Genomic DNA, 19,744 nt, shown 5'->3' on the forward strand with positions numbered 1-19,744 from the left:
TGACAGCCGCAGGCCCGGCAACGCCCGCCGGGTGCAAAAGCGCCTTCAACCGAGCGAGTTGAGGCGCTCCTTGATGACGGTGCTGCCTTCTTCGGTCACCTCGATGAAACCCCGGTCTTCCAGGTCTTTCATGACGCGGCTGACCATCTCGCGGGATGCCCCGATCATCTTGGCCACGTCCTGCCGCGAGACCCGGTCCTTGATGGTCAGCACGCCGTCCTTGTCCGGCTGGGCGAACTCCAGCAAGGCGCGGGCAACGCGGCCGTACACGTCCATCAGCGCCAGCGACTCGATCTTGCGATCGGCGTGGCGCAGGCGCTGCACCAGGCCGCGCATCACCGCATAGGCCATGGACGTGTTTTCAGGCAGGCAGCGCGCAAACTCGGTGCGCCCCAGGATCAGCACGTCGGTCTGCACCTCGGCACGCACCGTGGCCGAATGCGGCTGGTTGTCGATCAGGCTCATCTCGCCCACATAGTCGCCCGGGTTCATGGTGGCCAGGATGACCTCCCGACCCCGGGTGTCGGTGGTCACCACGCGCGCCCGCCCGGTCAGGACGATGGCCAGACAATTGGATTTCTTGCCCTGCTCGACGATGCACTCCCCCCGCTTGAAGCGCCGCTTGACCACCGAATCGGCAACCGATTCGGCCTGTGCCTGGGTCAAGGTGGAAAACAAGGGAACCCGGCGGATCAGATCGAGATTGGACAGGAGGGACATGCGTGTATTCCTTGGTTGGGACGGCGCGCGCAGCGCTCTTTCATACAATGATTCGCACACATTGGGCGCCATGCGGCACTGGAATTGCCCCCGACCGCGCCCATATAACCACCGACTCTAAACCACTTGGCCCCAAATTCGATGGGGCGCTCAACATGAAACACGCGAAAGTCCTCATCCTGGGTTCAGGCCCTGCCGGCTACACCGCGGCCGTCTACGCCGCGCGCGCCAACCTCAACCCCGTGCTCATCACCGGCATCGCCCAAGGCGGCCAGCTCATGACCACGACCGATGTGGACAACTGGCCCGCCGATGCGGACGGCGTGCAGGGCCCCGACCTGATGCAGCGTTTCCTGGCCCATGCCGAGCGCTTCAAGACCGAGATCATCTTCGACCACATCAACGCGGTCGACTTCTCCAAGCGCCCCTTCGTGCTCAAGGGCGACAGCGGCGAATACAGCTGCGACGCGCTCATCATCGCCACGGGCGCCTCGGCCAAGTACCTCGGCCTGCCGTCCGAGGAGGCCTTCATGGGCAAAGGCGTGTCGGGCTGCGCCACCTGCGACGGCTTCTTCTACCGAGGCCAGGAAGTCAGCGTGGTTGGCGGCGGCAATACCGCCGTGGAAGAAGCGCTGTACCTGTCCAACATCGCCAGCAAGGTCACGCTCGTCCACCGCCGCGATACCTTCAAGGCCGAGGCCATCCTGATCGACAAGCTGATGGAAAAGGTGGCCGCCGGCAAGATCGAACTCAAGCTGCACAGCACGCTGGACGAGGTGCTGGGCGACCCCACTGGCGTGACCGGCGTGCGCCTGAAGAGCGTGAAGACCGGCGAGACCGAAGAACTGGATGTGAAAGGCTGCTTCATCGCCATTGGACACCAGCCCAACACCGACATCTTCAAGGGCCAGCTGGAGATGAAGGACGGCTACATCACGACGCGTTCGGGCCTGCAGGGCATGGCCACCATGACCAGCGTGCCGGGCGTGTTCGCCGCCGGCGACGTGCAGGACCATGTGTACCGCCAGGCCATCACCAGCGCCGGCACAGGCTGCATGGCGGCCCTCGACGCCCAGCGTTTCCTGGAGCAGAACGCCGCCTGACAGCGGGGCTGACGGCCGGCCCTGGCGGCCTGTCCGCCAGTTGGCTATAATTGCGGGCTTTGCTGAGATTTACCGGCTTGCCCGGGCACGAAGCAGATTCGGGTTACCGCCACCCTTTCCTGGCGAGGTGAGGCTGATGGGCCGGCACGGAGACACCTCCGGTTCTGGGTCCACAGCTGTTTGAAACGATCGGAGTGTCCTCATGGCACGCGTCTGCGACGTCACGGGCAAGAAGCCCATGGTCGGGAACAATGTTTCCCACGCCAACAACAAAACCAAGCGCCGGTTCCTGCCGAACCTGCAATACCGCCGTTTCTGGGTCGAGAGCGAAAACCGCTGGGTGCGTCTGCGCGTCTCCGGTGCCGCCCTGCGCCTGATCGACAAAAACGGCATTGACGCCGTGCTCGCCGACCTGCGCGCACGCGGTCAAGCTTAAGGAGAACCGAACATGGCAACCAAAGGCGCACGCGAGAAGATCAAGCTGGAATCCACCGCTGGAACCGGCCACTTCTACACCACCACCAAGAACAAGAAGACCACGCCCGAGAAGATGCTGATCAAGAAATTTGATCCCAAGGCTCGCAAGCACGTGGACTACAAGGAAATCAAGCTCAAGTAATTGAGTGGATTCCCAACAAAAAAACCCGCTGTTTTCACAGCGGGTTTTTTTATTCCTTCCAGAGCGCCGCGGGTCCGGGTTGGCCGGCCCGTCAGCGCCACCCCCTGAGGGGATGAGGCGCCACAGGCGCGGCGCCGGGATGGGTCCAATCAGGCGTGAGCGGAACGCAGGCGGATCGAGAAGTCGCGCAGCGCGGCAATGCCGCTCTCTTCCGCACGGCGGCACCAGGCTTGCAGATCCACCGCCAGCTGCTCGCGGGTGGCGTTCGTGCTCGACCACAGGGCGCGCAATTCTTCGCGCATGGTCACCATCTTGTCGAGCACCGGGTGCTCGGCACGAACCTGGGCCAGCTGTGGCTTGACGTTGGCAGGCACCTTGTCGTCGTCGCGGTGCAGCCAGCGGCGCGCGGCCTGCAGCACGGTGGCGTCGCCACGACGCTGCTTCAGGGTCTCGAGCTCGTGCTTGCAGGCGGCGCGCATTTCGCGCGCATAACCGGCCATCACTTCGTAGCGGTTGGCGATGATGGCCTCCAGCGTCTTCTCGTCGGCCACCGGACGCACAGCGCCATAGGCCATCTTCGGCGGCACCTTCTTCACCGAGGCCAGACCCACGGACTTCAGCAGGGTGATGTACATCCAGCCGATGTCGAACTCGTAGGGCTTGACCGACAGCTTGGCCGAGGTGGGATAGGTGTGGTGGTTGTTGTGCAGCTCTTCGCCGCCAATGAGGATGCCCCAGGGCGACACGTTGGTGCTGCCGTCGGCGGCCTCGAAGTTGCGGTAGCCCCACCAGTGGCCAATGCCGTTGATGATGCCGGCGGCGGTGATGGGAATCCACGCCATCTGCAGCGCCCAGACCGACAGGCCCAGGACGCCAAACAGCGCCACGTTGATGATCAGCATCAGGCTCACGCCCAGGCGCGAGTGGCCGGTATAGAGGTGCTTTTCAATCCAGTCGTTCGGCGTGTTGTGGCCGTAGCGCTCCATGGTTTCGGCGTTCTTGGCCTCGGCCCGATAGAGTTCCGCCCCCTCGTAGAACACCTTCTTGATGCCGAAGATGTGCGGGCTGTGCGGATCACCTTCGTGCTCGCACTTGGCATGGTGCTTGCGGTGAATGGCCGTCCACTCCTTGGTGACCATGCCGGTGGTCATCCAGAGCCAGAAGCGGAAGAAGTGCGAGGCGATGGGATGCAGGTCCAGCGACCGGTGCGCGGAATGGCGGTGCAGGTAGATGGTGACGCTGGCGATCGTGATGTGGGTGAGCACCAGCGCCACGATGAGCACCTGCCACCAGGCAGCACCCGTCAGGCCATGGGCCAGAAACTGGATCAGGCCATCCCAGACAGCAGAGAAGATTCCGGAATCGGAAGAAAACATGGAGTTCCTATAAGACCGCCCTGGGTCACGAACATGGAGGGGTGCCAGGCCCATGGGCGGTGTGGGCCGGCGAAGCTTCGATTTTAAGGCCGGGGGTGCAAATCACCAACCCATCCCGCCCCCAGGATGGAGACTTAAGGCTTTATTTTGGGCAACTTGAAGTCAGTTCAAGCCTTTTTCCGCCAAACGGCGGCAAAAAAGCCGTCAGTTGCATGCCGATGAGGCCACAAGCGCAACCAGCGGCCATTCTCTCCCGCGCACAGCGTGGACGCCCCTTCAACGTGCACGCTCTCCAGCAGGCCCGCCACCGGGACCGCTTCAAAATCGGGGTGGGCAGGCTCGAAGGCGGCGCACACGGCTTCGTTTTCGGCCTGGAGAAGGCTGCAGGTGGCATACACCAGGCGGCCGCCGGGCTTGAGCAAACGGGCCGCGCTGTGCAGGATGGCCTGCTGCAACTCGGCCTGGGCCGCCACGGTCTTCGGCGTCTGGCGCCATTTCAGGTCCGGGCTGCGCCGCAGCGTGCCCAGGCCCGAACAAGGGGCATCGACAAGCACGCGGTCGATCTTGCCCGCCAGGCGCTTGATCCGGTCGTCCCGCTCGTGGGCGATCGCCACCGGGTGCACGTTGGACAGGCCGCTGCGTGCCAGACGGGGCTTGAGCGCGTCGAGCCGGTGGCCCGAGGTGTCGAAGGCGTAGAGCCGGCCGCTGTTGCGCATGGCCGCACCAATGGCCAGGGTCTTGCCACCGGCACCGGCGCAGAAATCGACCACCATCTCGCCGCGCTTGGCATCCAGCAGGAGGGCCAGGAGTTGCGATCCCTCGTCCTGCACCTCCACCTCACCCTGCACGAAGGCAGGCAATTTGGCGAGGGACGGCTTGCCCTGCAGCCGGATGCCCAGGGGCGAATACGGCGTGGCGCCACCTGCAAGCCCGGCCTTCTGCAAGCCGGCCAAGGCCGCGTCGCGCTTGGTCTTGAGCACATTCACCCGCAGGTCCAGGGGCGCGGGCTGATTCAGACTGGCGACCAGCGCGTCGAATTCATCGCCAACCTGCTCGCGCAGGGCGCTGGCCAGCCATTCGGGCAGGTTGTGGCGGTGCGGTGCCATCAGATCGGCATCGGTGACGGCGTCGCAATGGTCGAGCCAGCTTTTTTCGGCGTCCGTCAGGGCGCTCTTGACGAAGTCGCGGTCGCCCGGAAAGGCCAGAATCGCCAGCCGGCGCCATTTGGAGCCCGTGCCGGAGCGGGCCAGCCACTCCAGCTTGAGGCGTTCGCGCAGGATGGCGTAGACGGTGTCGGAAAGGGTGGCCCGCTCGCGCGGTCCAAGAGAACGGTTCTCACGGAAATGGCGCGCGACGACGGCGTCGGCCGGATGTTCAAACTTGAAGACCTGCTCGATGAGGCTGGCGCTTTCGTCCAGAAGGGCTTTGGGGTGCATGGGGGGTATTGTCGCCCCGCGGCGGCGCCGCGCGGCTTCCCGACGGCGGGCAGTGCCTGGGACCGGCGAGGCCACCTCCGCCGCATCCCGGCTCCAGGCAAGGTCGCCGGCATGCTTGCGGCACCGGGGATAATCGTGGGTTATGTCCGACATCCCGAACCAGGTGCGCCGCCGGCGCACTTTCGCCATCATCTCCCACCCCGACGCGGGCAAGACCACCCTGACCGAGAAGCTGCTGCTGTTCTCGGGCGCGATCAACATCGCAGGCAGCGTCAAGGCCCGCAAGGCCGCCCGGCACGCCACCAGCGACTGGATGGAAATCGAGAAGCAGCGGGGCATTTCGGTGGCCTCCTCGGTGATGCAGATGGAGTACCGCGACTGCGTGATCAACCTGTTGGACACCCCGGGCCACCAGGACTTCTCGGAGGACACCTATCGCGTGCTCACGGCCGTGGACGCCGCGCTGATGGTGATCGACGCCGGCAACGGCGTGGAGCCCCAGACCCGCCGCCTGCTGCAGGTCTGCCGCGCGCGCAACACGCCCATCCTGACCTTCGTCAACAAGATGGACCGCGAGGTGCAGGCACCGCTGGACCTGATGGACGAGATCGAGCGCGAGCTGGGCATGACGGTGGTGCCCTTCACCTGGCCGGTGGGCATGGGCAAGACCTTCCGCGGCGTGTTCGATCGCCGCACCGACCAGATGCGCGTGTTCGCCGCCGGCGAGGACCGCCGGGGCGGTGATGAGGACGTGCTGGCCGGCTTGAACAACCCCGAAAGCGTGCGGCGCTTCGGCGCCGAGTTCGAGCAGGCGCGTGACGAGCTGGAGCTGGTGGCCGGCGCCTCGCCTGCATTCGAGGAAGCCAAGTTCCTCGCCGGCCAGCAGACGCCCATGCTGTTTGGCTCGGCGGTGAACAATTTCGGCGTGCGCGAGGTGCTCGACGCCCTGGTCGACCTCGCACCGCCCCCGGGCGAGCGCCCCGCGATCCAGCGCGTGGTGAAACCTGAAGAGACCAAATTCAGCGGCGTGGTCTTCAAGATCCAGGCCAACATGGACCCGGCGCACCGCGACCGGATCGCCTTTGTGCGCGTGGCCAGCGGCCATTTCGAGCGCGGCATGAAACTCAAGGTGGTGCGCTCAGGCAAGGACCTTCGGCCCAACACCGTGGTGAGCTTCCTGTCGCAGCGCCGGGAGCTGCTGGACGAAGCCTTTGCCGGCGACATCATCGGCATCCCCAACCACGGCGTGCTGCAACTGGGCGATACCCTCACCGAGGGCGAGAGCCTGCAGTTCACCGGCCTGCCGTTCTTCGCGCCGGAAATCATCCGCAGCGTGGAGGTGGCCGATCCGCTGCGCAGCAAGCAACTGCGCGCCGGCCTGACCCAGCTCGGCGAGGAGGGCGCCATTCAGGTGTTCCGCCCCGTGGCCGGCTCGGTGTTGCTGCTGGGGGCGGTGGGTCAGCTGCAGTTCGAGGTGGTCGCACACCGGCTGGAGCACGAGTACGGCGTGAAGGCCCGCATCATGAACAGCCCCTACCAGGTGGCGCGCTGGGTGACCTGCGCACCGGAAGACGGCGGCGAGGTCGAGCTCAAGCGCTTCATCGACGCCAACAGCCACCGCGTGGCGCTGGACGCGGTGGACGCGCCCACGCTGCTGGTCGACCACTCGGCCACGCTGCGCGCGGTGGAGGCCAACTGGCCGAAGATCAAGTTCCACGCCATGCGCGAGCACGCGGGGCTGGTGTTCGCCAAGGGCGTCTGATCAGGCGGCGCCCAGCAGCCGCTCCACCGCCCGGGGGTAGATCACATGCTCCTGCGTGAGCACCCGCGCCGCGAGCAACTCGGGCGTGTCCCCCGGCAGCACCGGGACCACCGCCTGCGCCAGGATCTCGCCGTGGTCCAGTTCACTGGTCACGCGGTGCACGGTGGCACCCGCGAAGCGACAGCCCATCTCGATCGCGCGCTGGTGCGTCTTGAGCCCCGCAAAGGCGGGCAACAAGCTCGGATGGATGTTGACCAGCCGACCTTCGTAGTGCGCCACGAACCCGGGCGTGAGAATGCGCATGAAGCCCGCCAGCACCACCAGCGCGGGGTCGTGGCGGTCGATTTCCACCATCAGCGCCGCGTCAAAGGCCTCGCGGCTGGCGTAGGCGGTGTGGTCCAGCGCGGCGGTCTCGATGCCCTGCTCCCTGGCCCACGCCAGGCCCTGCGCGGCCGCCTTGTTGCTGAGCACGGCGGCCACGCGCGCGCCAAACCGGGCCTGCCAGCGCTGCGTCCGGGCGGTCTCCACGATGGCGGCCATGTTCGAGCCGCTTCCAGAGATGAGAATCACGATGTTTTTGTTCACGCCAGACATGGCCGGGAAGTGTAATGACCTCAGACCTGCAAACCCCTTCAGCCGGCCGCCCGCGCGGCCATGATTTCCAGCACCGCCCCCTCTCGCCAGTGGAGGCGCGCGTGCTCGGCACCCTCATGGAGAAGGCACGCACCGTGCCGGACAGCTACCCCATGACGCTCAATGCCCTGGTGACGGGCTGCAACCAGAAATCCAGCCGCGACCCGGTGATGAACCTCGCCGATGCCCTGGTGCTGGAAGCACTGGACGAGTTGCGCAGCCTGCACATGGTGCTGGAAGGCAGCGGCAGCCGCGTCACCCGCTACGAACACAACTTCGCGCGCGCCGTGGGCGTGCCCGAACAATCCGCCGTGCTGCTGGGCATGCTGATGCTGCGCGGCCCTCAGACGGCCGGTGAGCTGCGGCTGAACACCGAGCGCTGGTACAAGTTTCTGGACATCGCCTCGGTCGATGGTTTCCTGGAAGAACTGCAGGACCGCAGCGCCGAGAAGGGCGGCCCGCTGGTGGTGAAGCTGCCGCGCGCCCCCGGCGCCCGGGAGCAGCGCTGGGCCCATCTGCTCTGCGGCCCGGTCGACGCCAGCGCCGTCTCGGCGGCGCCGTCCACCCAGGGCAGCGCGGCCACCGAAGACGAGTTGATCGCCCTCACCCGCCGGCTCGCCACGCTGGAAAACACCGTGGCCCTCTTGCAGGACCAGCTCCAGAATCTGAACGAGCAGCTTGGCTTGTCGCAGCCCGGACAGCCATAAAACGAACGGTCGTGCGAAACTGATCGGCGTTGTTCAATTTGCCGGCACACATCCTGTGGCGGCCACCAGGAGACATTCCATGGATTTGGCATTCACGCCCGAAGAGCAGGCGTTTCGCGAAGACATCCGCGGCTGGGTCAAGGCCAACCTGCCCGCCGACATCGCCCACAAGGTGCACAACGCCCTGCGCCTCACGCGCGACGACATGCAGCGCTGGGCCAAGATTCTTGGCAAGAAGGGCTGGCTGGGCTGGGGCTGGCCCAAGGAGTTCGGCGGACCGGGCTGGACGGCGGTGCAGAAGCACCTGTTCGAGGAAGAGTGCGCGCTGGCCGGGGCGCCGCGCGTGGTGCCCTTCGGGCCCGTGATGGTGGCGCCGGTGATCATGGCCTTTGGCAACAAGGCGCAGCAGGAGCGTTTCCTGCCCGGCATCGCCAGCGGCGAGGTGTGGTGGAGCCAGGGCTATAGCGAACCCGGTTCGGGTTCGGACCTGGCCTCGGTCAAGACCCGCGCCGAGCGCCAGGGCGACAAGTACATCGTCAACGGCCAGAAAACCTGGACCACACTGGGCCAGTACGGCGAGTGGATCTTCTGCCTGGTGCGCACCAGCACCGAGGGCAAGCCACAGACCGGCATCTCCTTCCTGCTGATCGACATGAAATCGCCCGGCGTCACTGTGCGGCCCATCAAGCTGCTCGACGGAGAGAGCGAGGTCAATGAAGTCTGGTTCGACAACGTCGAGGTCCCGGTGGAAAACCTCATTGGCGAGGAGAACAAGGGCTGGACCTATGCCAAGCACCTGCTCAGCCATGAGCGCACCAACATCGCCGACGTCAACCGCGCCAAGCGCGAACTCGAGCGCCTCAAGCGCATCGCCAAGACCGAAGGCGTGTGGGACGACCTGCGCGTGCGGGACCAGATCGCCCTGCTCGAAGTGGACGTGGTGGCGCTGGAAATGCTGGTGCTGCGGGTGCTCTCGGCCGAAAAGTCGGGCAAGAACTCGCTCGACATCGCCGGCCTGCTCAAGATCAAGGGCAGCGAAATCCAGCAGCGCTACAGCGAACTCATGATGCTGGCGGCCGGGCCCTACAGCCTGCCCTTCATCGAGGAGGCCATGGAAGCGGGCTGGCAAGGCGACTTTCCCGGCGGCGTCAACGCCAACGCGCCGCTGGCGTCCACCTACTTCAACATGCGCAAGACCACCATCTACGGCGGCAGCAACGAAGTGCAACGCAACATCGTCGCGCAGACGGTGCTCGGATAAGGAGACACGACATGGATTTCGATTTCAGCGACGACCAGCAGCAACTGCGCGACGCCGTGCGCAAATGGGTCGACAAGGGCTACACCTTCGAGCGCCGCAACGCCATCGTGGCCTCGGGTGGCTTTGATCGCGCCGCCTACGGCGAACTCGCCGAACTCGGCCTGGCCGGCCTCTACGTGAGCGAGGACGATGGCGGCCTGGGCATGGGCCCCATCGAAGGCATGGTGGTCATGGAAGAGCTGGGGCGCGGCATTGTGCTCGAACCCCTGGCCCAGACCCTCATCTCTTCCGGCGTGCTCGGCGGCTATGCGCCGGCCGAACTCAAGGCCGCGTGGCTGCCGCGCATGGCTTCGGGCGAAGCGCTGCTGGTGCTTGCGCACCAGGAGCGCAAGGCCCGCTACAAGCTCGATGTGTGCACCACCACCGCCACCCAGGCCGGCAGTGGCTGGACGGTCTCGGGCAGCAAGAACGTGGTGCCCGCCGCCGACCAGGCCGACGCCTTCCTCGTGCCCGCCGTGGCCGCAGGCAAGCTTGCCCTGTTCCTGGTGGAGCGCTCCGCCGCTGGCGTGGGCACGCGCGGCTACGGCACGCAGGACGGCAGCCGCGCCGGCGACCTGACCCTGAAAGACGCGCCTGCCCAGCTCGTCACGGCGGACGGCCTGGCCGCTCTGGAGCACGCCGTGGACATCGGCATCGCCGCTGCCTGCGCCGAGGCCGTGGGTGTGATGGACAAGACCGTGGCCATCACCGTCGAGTACATGAACACGCGCAAGCAGTTCGGCGTGGCCATCGCCAGCTTCCAGGCGCTGCGCCACCGCGTGGCTGACATGAAGATGCAGCTCGAACTGGCGCGCTCCATGAGCTACTACGCCAGCCTCAAGCTCAATGCCCCCGCGGCCGAGCGCCGTGCGGCCATGGCGCGGGCCAAGGTGCAACTGGGCACGGCGATGCGCTTCGTCGGCCAGCAGGCGGTGCAACTCCATGGGGGCATCGGCGTGACCGACGAGTACATCGTGAGCCACTACTTCAAGAAGCTCACGCAGTTGGAAATGACCTACGGCGACACCTTGCACCACCTGGGCGAGCTCTCCGCCCGGATGCAGGACACGGCTGGCGTGTTCGCCTGACCCCCCAGCGGCCCGCCCCAGGCGGGCCGCCGTGTTTCCGGCCCCACTTCTTCACCCAGGAGCGATCCGATGACCACCCGCCGAACCGTCTTTGCCGCCTTGGCCAGCAGCGTGCTGCTGGTGGCCTGTGCCAACGCACCCCGGGGCACGGCACAACCCCCCATCGTGTTCGTGCATGGCAACGGCGACTCCGCCTCGATCTGGCAGACCACCCTGTGGCGTTTCGAGTCCAACGGATGGCCTCGCGAACGCCTGCACGCGATCGACCTGCCCTACCCGCTGGCGCGGGACGACGACAGCAAGGCCCAGCCCGGGCGCTCGTCCACGGCCGAGCACATGGCCTTCCTCAAGGCCGAGGTGGAGAAGGTTCTCAAGGCCACCGGCGCGCCACAGGTCGTGCTGGTGGCCAACTCGCGTGGCGGCTACGCGGTGCGCAACTACATCCAGAACGGCGGCGGCGACAAGACCGTGAGCCACGCGGTGCTCGGCGGCACGCCCAACCACGGCGTCTGGGCCATCAAGGGCTTTCGGGAAGCCAATGAATTCGCCGGCACCGGGCCCTTCCTGAGCGCGCTGAACGCGCCCAAGAACGCCGCAGGGGACGAGGTGACCGGCCCGGTGAAGTGGATGACCCTGCGCTCCGACAACAACGACAAATTCGCCCAACCCGACGGTGTGTGGATCGGCGCCAGGGGCACGGCGACGAATGTCGGCTTCGACGGGCCGGCTCTCAAGGGCGCCCACAACGTGGTGCTGCCCCGCGTGGACCACCGCGAAACGTCCTTTTCGCCCGCCGCGTACGACGCCATGCACCGCTTCATCACCGGTCAGGCGCCGCGCACTTTGGCGATCACGGCCCAGGCGCCCGTGGTGCTCAACGGCAAGATCACGGGCCTGGGCGTCTCGCCCACCGACCCTGCGACGGGCAACGAAACCAACAACCTGCCTCTGCCCGGTGCGCAGCTCACGGTGTACGCCACCGACCCTGCCACCGGTGAGCGCCGGGGCGCGGCCGTGCACAGCAGGACCGTGGGGGCCGATGGCCTCTGGGGCCCGTTCACCGCGCAACCCGGTGTGGCCCACGAATTCGTCATCAGCGCGCCGGGCTATGCCACCACGCACATCTACCGCAGCCCCTTTCCGCGCGGCAGCGAGCTGATCCATCTGCGGGCCGAACGCATCGCGGCCGCCGACCGCAGCGCGAAGTCCATCGTCACCTTCACCCGGCCGCGCGGCTATTTCGATGCCGTGCGCGACACCCTGTCGTTCGACGGCAAGGCCCCGCCCGGCGTGCCGCCCACCGGGGCTGGCGTCTCAAGCTCGAAGCTCCTGCTGACCCAGGACGGCCCGAGGCCCATCGCGGCCGAATTCAACGGCGAGAAGATCACCGGTCGCACCTGGCCAGCCGCGGAAAACCACCTCGTGATTCTGGAACTGACGCACTGACGCGGCAGGCGCACCGCCCGCTCAGGCGTGGCGCGCCATCTGCTTCTGAAACATGGCCCAGAGCGCCGCGGCGGGCTGGCTCAGCGCCGCGTCGCGCCGCCGGATCAGCCCGATGCGACGGACAACGTCCGGCGCGTGCAGGGGGCGCGTCAACAGGTCCGCGGCGGCACCCGCTTGCAAGGCCAGGCGCGGCAAGACACCGATGCCGACACCGCCGCGCAGCAGCCCCAGCATGGAAGACAGGTGCTCCACCTCGTCGAACCACGGTGACGCGATGCCCTGCGCCGCCAGGGCTTCATCGATCTGCTGCCGGTTGGCGCTGGTGGAGCGAAGGGCCACCACGCGCCACGACTGAAGGTCTTTCCACGCCACGCGCCTGCGCCTTTGCAGCGGGTGCCCGGCTTGAAACGCAATCACATAGGGGTCATCGACACAGTGCTCGGCATGCAATTCGGCGGTCGGGTGCCCCAGCACACCGATGCCGAACTCGGCCTCGCGCGAAAGCACCGCCTGCGTCACGCGCTGGCCCGTGTCGTCCCGCAGGTGCAGCCGCACCTGGGGGTAGCGCCGGCGGAATGCGTCGAGCACCGGTGGCACCACCGCATAGGCCACCGTGGTGAGACAGGCCACGTCAATGCGCCCCGATTCGCCGCGCGCGCAGCGCCCGGCCTCTGCCACGGCGTCATCGAGCTGATCAAGCAGCAGCGCCGTCTTGCGCACCAGATCAAGCCCCAGCGGGCTCAGCGCGACCCGGCGCGTGGTGCGTTCCACCAGCGTCCCGCCCACGGCTGCCTCCAGTTGCGCAATGCGTCGGCTGAAGGCCGACTGCGTGATGTGCACCTCTTCGGCTGCGCGCACGAAACTCCCCGTGCGGTGCAGCGCCGCAAGCGCCCGCAGATCGTCCACCCGGTAATTCGTGATCGCCATGCATCAATCCCCGAAAATTGAGCAATATACAGAAAGTAACTCCAGCGGAAAAATGCGCATCCAGTTCCTGCCCTGATTTGCGCCCATGCCCGTCATCAAAGTCTTCACCGCCGATCCCGTGACCGCCGCCCAGGCCGAGGCCATGGGAAGCGACATGGAGCGTCTTTGCCTGGGCCTGCTGCGAGCGCACCCCTCGGCGATTCAAATTGCCTTCTTGCCCGCGGTCATGGCACGCGGCGCGCCCGCGCTGCTGGAAATGCATTACCGCGCCCAACCCTTCCGCGATGCCGCCGCCCTGGATGGCTTCATGGACGGCGCCGAGCGCTCGCTGCGGGAGCACCTGGGCCAAGTGCCGCGCATCCGCTGCTTCGCCGTCGATGCGGTGGGCCTTGGTGCACGCAACTGAGCGATGCCCATGAACGACCACCAAAGCAGCGCGCCCGGGCAGCAGGCGCCCCTGAGCCTGCGGGAGATCCGCAGCTTTTTCGTCGGCGGCACCATCCGCCGCGTGCAAGGCTTGCCCATCGAGCAACGGCGTTTTGCCCAGAACGGACCGGTGCGCAGCATCGATCCGAATGGCGACCACCTGTGCGGGCAGATGTATGTGCAGGCCTACCTGCAAGCCCACCCCACACGGCGCGTGCCGCTGCTGCTTTGGCACGGCGGCGGCATGACCGGCGCCAATTGGGAGACGACGCCCGATGGCAGGCCCGGCTGGCTCACGCACTTCCTTCGGGCGGGGTTCGACGTGTACGTCAGCGATGCCGTCGAACGGGGTCGCGCGGGCTGGGCCCGCTGGCCCGACATCTATGCCGAGCCCCCGCTGCACCGCACCCTGGACGAAGGCTGGGACATGTTCCGCATCGGCCCTCGCGAGGGCTACGCCAGCGCCGCCAGCGAGCGGCGTGCCCATGCGGGTCAACAGTTTCCGGTCGATGAATTCGACACCTTTGCCGCGCAGTGGGTGCCACGCTGGGCCGACCACGAAGCCATGACGCTGGCGGCCTATGACGCGCTGTTGCTGCAGATCGGCCCCTGCGTCGTGCTGGGCCACAGCCAGGGTGGTGGGTTCGCGCTCGAGGCGGTTCGCCGCCGGCCACATCAGGTGGCTGCGGTGGTCGCGGTCGAACCGTCCGGTGCACCGCAGACGCCACACGCTCAAGACCTGAGCCCACTGCCTGCGCACCTGTACGTGTGGGGTGACCGCATCGCGGACCACCCCATCTGGCAGCGCTACCGCGCCAACGTGGACGCGCACGCCGCCGCGCTCCAGGCAGCAGGGGGCCGCGCCGACGTCCTCGACCTTCCCCACGAAGGCATTCGCGGCAATTCCCACTTCCCAATGATGGACCGCAATTCGGATGCCGTCGCCGCGCGCGTCCTGCGCTGGCTGGACGCCATCGTGCCGGCCACCGCCGCGATCTGAATCCCTTTCACCGCCCCATTCCGACAGGAGACAACACCCCATGACCCGACGCCAATTCCTACAGACCACCGCCTGCGTGGTCGCCGCCCTGAGCACCGCACCGGCCTGGACGCAGGAACCGCCATGGCCCACGCGCCCGCTGCGCATCATCGTGCCGTTTGGCGCCGGCAGCGGCAACGACATCGTCGCGCGCCTGGTCGGCGACCATCTCAGCCGCGCGCTGGGTCAGCCGGTGGTCGTCGACAACCGCGCGGGCGGCAACGGCACCATCGGCGCGGACGCCGCGGCCCGCTCGGCGCCCGACGGCTACACGCTGTTCGTGACGACGAACACGACGCAGGCCGCCGCCCCCAGCCTCATGAAGAAGATCAACTACGACCCGATCAAGGATTTCGCGCCCATCGGCCGCATTGCCAACACCCCCGCGCTGTTGCTGGTCCACCCTTCGCTGCCGGTCAAGACGCTGGCGGACCTGATCGCGCTGGCCAAGGCACGCCCCGGCAAGCTCACCTACGCCTCCGGCAGCGCCGGCACACTCGTGCCCGGGGCCATGCTGACCAGCATGGCCGGCATCGACATGCTGCACGTGCCCTACAAGTCCATCCCGCTCGGGCTCAATGACGTGGTCGCCGGCCAGGTCGACATGATGTTCACCGACATGGCCACCGGGACCCCGCAAGTCAAGGGCGGCAAGCTGCGCGCCCTGGGCGTGAGCAGCGCGGCACCCGTGCCCGCGTTGCCGGACGTGCCGCCGATCGCGCAGACGCTCAAGGGCTTTGAACTGCTCGCCTGGTACGCCATGTATGCGCCTGCCGGCACACCTGCGCCCGTGATCGACCGCCTCAACCGCGAACTGCGCGCCTTCGTGGGCAACCCGGCCACGCAGGAGCGGCTGGGCGCACTCGGTCTGCAACCCATGACCAGCACGCCTGCGGAACTGGCCGATTTCGGACGCGGCGAACTCGCCCGGTGGGCGCGGTTGATCCAGCAGGCGGGCATCCAGCCCGAATGAGGCCCGCGCCGCACCACAGGCCGACGGCCAGCGTCAGGCGTGCAGCCGCGAGGTCTTGGGCAGGTGCGACATCAGGAACTCCATCTGGTCCGCCAGGATGCGGCGATTGCGCAGGATGAAGTCTTCCCACAGGCTGGGCACGTAGGGCGTGTACAGCAGGCCCATGTGGGCCTGTTCGGGGGTGCGGTTGCCCTTGCGGTGGTTGCACGACTTGCAGGCCGTGACCACGTTCATCCAGGTGTCGCGCCCGTTCTGCCCCAGGGGCACGATGTGCTCGCGCGTGAGCACCTCTTCATGGAAATGCTCGCCGCAGTAGGCGCACACATTGCGGTCGCGCGCGAACAGCTTGCTGTTGGTCAGCGTGGGCCGCAAATCGAAGGGATTGATGCGAGGCACGCCCTGGGTGCCGATGATGGAATTGACCGTGATGATGGACTGGCGCCCGGTCACCGCGTTGTGCCCGCCGTGGAACACCGCCACCTCGGCCCCCATTTCCCAGCGCACCTCATCCGCCGCGTAATGCAACACGGCTTCCTCAAGGCTGATCCACGACTGTGGCAGCCCCTGCGCGGAGAGCTTCAAGACCTTCAAGACGGACTCCTTCCAACGAACATGTCACCGGGGAGGGGCGGCCCGGGCAGGCCGCCCTGCGGCCGCGGGCAGGGGCCGGCGGGCGCATATCATCGTGTGCCAATATAGCAAGCTTTGGCGAATCGGCCGTGACGGCAAGCCTGGAAGCCATGGCTTTCGCCCTGCAATGCCCCCTCGACCCAGCCCTTGACCACCCCTGACGGCATGAAAATCTATCGCGGCCTGCGCTCCCGTCCCCCCGGCTCCCCGGGCTGCGCATTGACCATCGGCAACTTCGACGGCGTGCACCGGGGTCACCAGGCCATGCTCGCCCTGCTCAACAACGAAGCCCGGCACCGGGGCGTGCCCAGTTGCGTGATGACCTTCGAGCCGCACCCGCGCGACTACTTTGCCGCCCTCCACCACAAGCCGGAGCTGGCGCCCGCGCGCATCGCCACCCTGCGCGACAAGTTGCAGGAACTGGAGCGCTGCGGTGTGCACGAATGCGTGATCCTGCCCTTCAATGCCCGGCTGGCCAACCAGGCGCCCGAGGCCTTCATCGCCGACACCCTGGTCGCCGCGTTCGGCGTGAGGTACGTGCTGGTGGGCGACGATTTCCGCTTCGGTGCCCGGCGCGCGGGCGACTACGCCATGCTCGATGCGGCGGGCAGCCGCCTGGGCTTTGACGTGGCGCGCATGCAAAGCTACGAGGTGCACGGCCTGCGTGTGTCCAGCTCGGCCGTGCGCGAGGCCCTGGGCGCCGGGCGCATGGACGACGTCGCGGCCCTGCTCGGCCGGCCCTACAGCATCAGCGGCCACGTGGTGCACGGGCGCAAGCTCGGCCGCCAGCTGGCCGAGAGCAGCCCCGGCCGCGGCGACGGCTTTCGCACCCTCAATCTGCGCTTTTCGCACTGGAAACCCGCGGCCAGTGGCATTTTCGCCGTGCACGTGCACGGCCTGGGGCCGCACGCCGACTCTCCCCCGCTGGCGGGCGTGGCCAACCTGGGCGTGAGGCCCTCGCTGGACCCCGACGACGTCAACGGCGGGCGGGTGCTGCTGGAGACCCATTGCCTCGAATGGCCGGCCGCGCTGGCCGCCAGCCTGCCCGATGGAGAGGCCTACGGTAAAATCGTGCGCGTGGAACTGCTGCACAAACTGCATGACGAGCTGAAGTACGACAGCCTCGACGCCCTGACTCAGGGCATCGCACGGGACTGCGACGAGGCGCGCGCGTTCTTTGCGTCGCTGCACACCCAGACCCACCGGCAGACCACCCGCGACCGAATTTAGACGACCTGTCTGTCCGGTCGCTGCCCTTCGACAGGCTCAGGGCGAACGGTTTCTGTCTCCAGTCCCCTCGCACTCCCCCGGTTCGGGCTGAGCTTGTCGAAGCCACCATGGAATTCCCGTCATGTCCGACACCCCCACCGACTACCGCAGCACCCTCAACCTGCCCGACACCCCCTTCCCCATGCGCGGCGACCTGCCCAAGCGCGAGCCGGGCTGGGTGAACGGCTGGAACCAGGACGGCCTCTACAAGCGCCTGCGCGATGCCCGCGAAGGCGCTGCGCTGTTCGTGCTGCACGACGGCCCACCCTACGCCAACGGCCAGATCCACATGGGCCACGCCGTGAACAAGGTGCTCAAGGACATGATCGTCAAGAGCCGCCAGCTGGCCGGCTTCGACGCCCAGTACATCCCGGGCTGGGACTGCCACGGCCTGCCGATCGAGAACGCGATCGAGAAAAAGCACGGCCGCAACCTCAGCCGTGACGACATGCAGGCCAAGAGCCGGGCCTATGCCACCGAGCAGATCGGCCTGCAGCGCGAGGATTTCAAGCGCCTGGGCATCCTGGGTGACTGGGAACGCCCCTACCGCACCATGGACCCGGCCAACGAGGCGGGCGAGATCCGCGCCTTCAAGCGCGTGATCGAACGCGGCTTTGTCTACCGCGGCTTGAAGCCCGTGTACTGGTGCTTCGACTGCGGCTCCTCGCTGGCCGAATTCGAGATCGAATACGCCGACAAGAAGAGCGACACGCTGGACGTGGCCTTCGAGGCCGACGACCCGGCCGCGCTCGCGAAATCCTTCGGTCTGGCCGCGCTGCCGGCCGGCAAGACCGCCTACGCCGTCATCTGGACCACCACCGCGTGGACCATCCCGGCCAACCAGGCGCTCAACGCCCACCCGGCCCTGGGCTACGCGCTGGTGGACACGCCGCGCGGCGTGCTGCTGCTGGCCGAGTCGCTGGTCGAGAAGTGCCTGGAGCGCTTCCAGCTCGAAGGCCAGGTGATCGCCACCGCCACCGGCGAGGCCCTGCGCGACCTGAGCTTCCGCCACCCGCTGTACGACGCCGACGCCGGTTACCGCCGCCTCTCGCCGCTGTACCTGGCGGACTACGTCAGCGACAGCGACGGCACCGGCATCGTCCACTCGGCCCCTGCCTATGGCGTGGACGACTTCAACTCCTGCGTGTCGCACGGCCTGGCCTACGACGACATCCTCAACCCGGTTCAGGGCAACGGCACCTACGCGGCCGACTTCCCCCTGTTCGGTGGCCAGCACATCTGGAAGGCCGTGCCGGCCATCCTGGAGGCGCTGAAGCAAGCCGGCCGCCTCATGGCGACCCAGCCCATCACCCACAGCTACCCGCACTGCTGGCGCCACAAGACGCCGGTGATCTACCGTGCCGCCGCGCAGTGGTTCATCCGCATGGACGAGGGCGAGGGCGTGTTCACCAAGGACAAGGCTGCGCGCACCTTGCGCCAGACCGCGCTGGACGCGATCGAGCACACCCACTTCTTCCCCGAAAACGGCAAGGCGCGCCTGCACGACATGATCGCCAACCGGCCGGACTGGTGCATCTCGCGCCAGCGCAGCTGGGGCGTGCCGATCCCCTTCTTCCTGCACAAGGACTCGGGGGAGCTGCACCCACGCACCATGGAGATCCTCGACCAGGCCGCCGATATCGTCGAGAAGGGCGGCATCGAGGCCTGGAGCCGCGTGACGGCCGAAGACATCCTCGGCGCGCAGGACGCACCCCACTACACCAAGAGCCAGGACATCCTGGAGGTCTGGTTCGACTCGGGCTCGACCTTCCAGCACGTGCTGCGCGGCAGCCACGCCAAGGCCTACGTCAACGGTGCCTTCCACTCCCAGGGCCCCGAGGCCGACCTGTACCTCGAAGGCCACGACCAGCACCGCGGCTGGTTCCATTCCTCGCTGCTGCTGGCCTGCGCGCTGCACGGCCGCGCGCCCTACCGCGGCCTGCTCACCCACGGCTTCACCGTGGACAGCCAGGGCCGCAAGATGAGCAAGTCGCTTGGCAACGGCATCGACCCGCAGGAAGTGACCAAGAAGCTGGGCGCCGAGATCATCCGCCTGTGGGTGGCCGCGAGCGACTACTCGGGCGACATCGCCGGCGACGACAAGATCCTCGCCCGCGTGGTCGACGCCTACCGCCGCATCCGCAACACGCTGCGCTTCCTGCTGGCCAACGTGAGCGACTTCGACCCGGCGACCGACGCCGTGCCGCTGGACCAGATGCTGGAGATCGACCGCTACGCGCTGGCGCGCGCGGCCCAGTTCCAGGCCGAGGTGCTGGCGCACTACGACGTG

Annotated in this window: 19 protein-coding genes; 13 read left to right on the top strand and 6 right to left on the bottom strand. The window is 67.2% G+C overall.

What is annotated here, in order from left to right:
• Nucleotides 1–45 precede the first annotated feature (45 nt).
• Entirely contained in the window at nt 46–720 is a 675-nt protein-coding gene (locus KIT86_RS01140) for a Crp/Fnr family transcriptional regulator (RefSeq protein WP_204734019.1), read from the bottom strand.
• A gap of 155 nt (nt 721–875) precedes the next feature.
• Here KIT86_RS01140 and trxB point away from each other — a divergent pair, with 155 nt between their 5' ends.
• The 3 genes from trxB to rpmG all read left to right on the top strand — a co-directional run bounded on the left by trxB (nt 876) and on the right by rpmG (nt 2,442).
• The gene (trxB, locus tag KIT86_RS01145) at nt 876–1,823 is read left to right on the top strand and encodes a thioredoxin-disulfide reductase (RefSeq protein WP_297394169.1); all 948 of its coding nucleotides are present in this window, start codon (nt 876–878) and stop codon (nt 1,821–1,823) included.
• A gap of 202 nt (nt 1,824–2,025) precedes the next feature.
• Nucleotides 2,026–2,259 (top strand): 50S ribosomal protein L28, encoded by a 234-nt coding sequence (gene rpmB, locus KIT86_RS01150; RefSeq protein WP_056269541.1) that lies wholly within the window; start codon nt 2,026–2,028, stop codon nt 2,257–2,259.
• 12 nt (nt 2,260–2,271) lie between these two features.
• A complete protein-coding gene (gene rpmG, locus KIT86_RS01155) occupies nt 2,272–2,442 on the top strand; it encodes a 50S ribosomal protein L33 (RefSeq protein ID WP_056269543.1) in 171 nt (56 codons plus the stop codon).
• Between the two features lie 149 nt (nt 2,443–2,591).
• On the opposite strand, the gene KIT86_RS01160 is transcribed toward rpmG, so the two are convergent.
• Nucleotides 2,592–3,818: a fatty acid desaturase gene (locus tag KIT86_RS01160; RefSeq protein WP_297394175.1), complete on the bottom strand. Its 1,227-nt coding sequence runs from the start codon at nt 3,816–3,818 to the stop codon at nt 2,592–2,594.
• Between the two features lie 167 nt (nt 3,819–3,985).
• A complete protein-coding gene (locus KIT86_RS01165) occupies nt 3,986–5,254 on the bottom strand; it encodes an RsmB/NOP family class I SAM-dependent RNA methyltransferase (protein ID WP_297394177.1) in 1,269 nt (422 codons plus the stop codon).
• 142 nt (nt 5,255–5,396) lie between these two features.
• Between KIT86_RS01165 and KIT86_RS01170 the strand changes: the two genes are divergently transcribed.
• Nucleotides 5,397–7,016: a peptide chain release factor 3 gene (locus KIT86_RS01170; protein ID WP_297394178.1), complete on the top strand. Its 1,620-nt coding sequence runs from the start codon at nt 5,397–5,399 to the stop codon at nt 7,014–7,016.
• On the opposite strand, the gene purN is transcribed toward KIT86_RS01170, so the two are convergent.
• Nucleotides 7,017–7,610: a phosphoribosylglycinamide formyltransferase gene (purN, locus tag KIT86_RS01175; protein WP_297394180.1), complete on the bottom strand. Its 594-nt coding sequence runs from the start codon at nt 7,608–7,610 to the stop codon at nt 7,017–7,019.
• A 14-nt stretch (nt 7,611–7,624) separates the two neighbouring features.
• Here purN and KIT86_RS01180 point away from each other — a divergent pair, with 14 nt between their 5' ends.
• From KIT86_RS01180 to KIT86_RS01195, 4 genes are all read left to right on the top strand, one after another.
• On the top strand, nt 7,625–8,356 hold the full coding sequence (locus KIT86_RS01180) for a YceH family protein (protein ID WP_297394182.1): 732 nt from the start codon (nt 7,625–7,627) through the stop codon (nt 8,354–8,356).
• Nucleotides 8,357–8,435: 79 nt separating this feature from the next.
• A complete protein-coding gene (locus KIT86_RS01185) occupies nt 8,436–9,617 on the top strand; it encodes an acyl-CoA dehydrogenase family protein (protein ID WP_297394184.1) in 1,182 nt (393 codons plus the stop codon).
• Nucleotides 9,618–9,628: 11 nt separating this feature from the next.
• Nucleotides 9,629–10,744, top strand: a complete 1,116-nt coding sequence (locus tag KIT86_RS01190) for an acyl-CoA dehydrogenase family protein (RefSeq protein WP_297394186.1) — start codon at nt 9,629–9,631, stop codon at nt 10,742–10,744.
• A 69-nt stretch (nt 10,745–10,813) separates the two neighbouring features.
• Nucleotides 10,814–12,190 (top strand): alpha/beta fold hydrolase, encoded by a 1,377-nt coding sequence (locus KIT86_RS01195; protein WP_297394188.1) that lies wholly within the window; start codon nt 10,814–10,816, stop codon nt 12,188–12,190.
• A gap of 21 nt (nt 12,191–12,211) precedes the next feature.
• On the opposite strand, the gene KIT86_RS01200 is transcribed toward KIT86_RS01195, so the two are convergent.
• Entirely contained in the window at nt 12,212–13,117 is a 906-nt protein-coding gene (locus KIT86_RS01200) for a LysR family transcriptional regulator (RefSeq protein ID WP_297394190.1), read from the bottom strand.
• Nucleotides 13,118–13,202: 85 nt separating this feature from the next.
• Here KIT86_RS01200 and KIT86_RS01205 point away from each other — a divergent pair, with 85 nt between their 5' ends.
• Genes KIT86_RS01205 through KIT86_RS01215 form a run of 3 tightly spaced genes read left to right on the top strand, consistent with a single transcriptional unit; the run spans nt 13,203 to nt 15,555 of the window.
• On the top strand, nt 13,203–13,523 hold the full coding sequence (locus KIT86_RS01205; protein ID WP_297394192.1) for a hypothetical protein: 321 nt from the start codon (nt 13,203–13,205) through the stop codon (nt 13,521–13,523).
• 9 nt (nt 13,524–13,532) lie between these two features.
• Nucleotides 13,533–14,543 (top strand): alpha/beta fold hydrolase, encoded by a 1,011-nt coding sequence (locus tag KIT86_RS01210; protein WP_297394194.1) that lies wholly within the window; start codon nt 13,533–13,535, stop codon nt 14,541–14,543.
• 40 nt (nt 14,544–14,583) lie between these two features.
• Nucleotides 14,584–15,555, top strand: coding sequence for a tripartite tricarboxylate transporter substrate binding protein (locus KIT86_RS01215; protein WP_297394195.1), 972 nt, complete (start codon nt 14,584–14,586; stop codon nt 15,553–15,555).
• Between the two features lie 33 nt (nt 15,556–15,588).
• Here KIT86_RS01215 and KIT86_RS01220 read toward each other — a convergent pair whose 3' ends face one another.
• Entirely contained in the window at nt 15,589–16,146 is a 558-nt protein-coding gene (locus KIT86_RS01220) for an HNH endonuclease (RefSeq protein WP_297394197.1), read from the bottom strand.
• A 204-nt stretch (nt 16,147–16,350) separates the two neighbouring features.
• On the opposite strand from KIT86_RS01220, the gene KIT86_RS01225 reads away from it, so the two are divergent.
• On the top strand, nt 16,351–17,415 hold the full coding sequence (locus KIT86_RS01225; RefSeq protein ID WP_297394199.1) for a bifunctional riboflavin kinase/FAD synthetase: 1,065 nt from the start codon (nt 16,351–16,353) through the stop codon (nt 17,413–17,415).
• A gap of 121 nt (nt 17,416–17,536) precedes the next feature.
• Nucleotides 17,537–19,744: isoleucine--tRNA ligase (gene ileS / locus KIT86_RS01230; RefSeq protein ID WP_297394201.1), on the top strand; the 2,208-nt coding region annotated here is incomplete at its 3' end.

Source organism: Hydrogenophaga sp. (assembly GCF_026125825.1).
Classification (GTDB): domain Bacteria; phylum Pseudomonadota; class Gammaproteobacteria; order Burkholderiales; family Burkholderiaceae_C; genus Hydrogenophaga.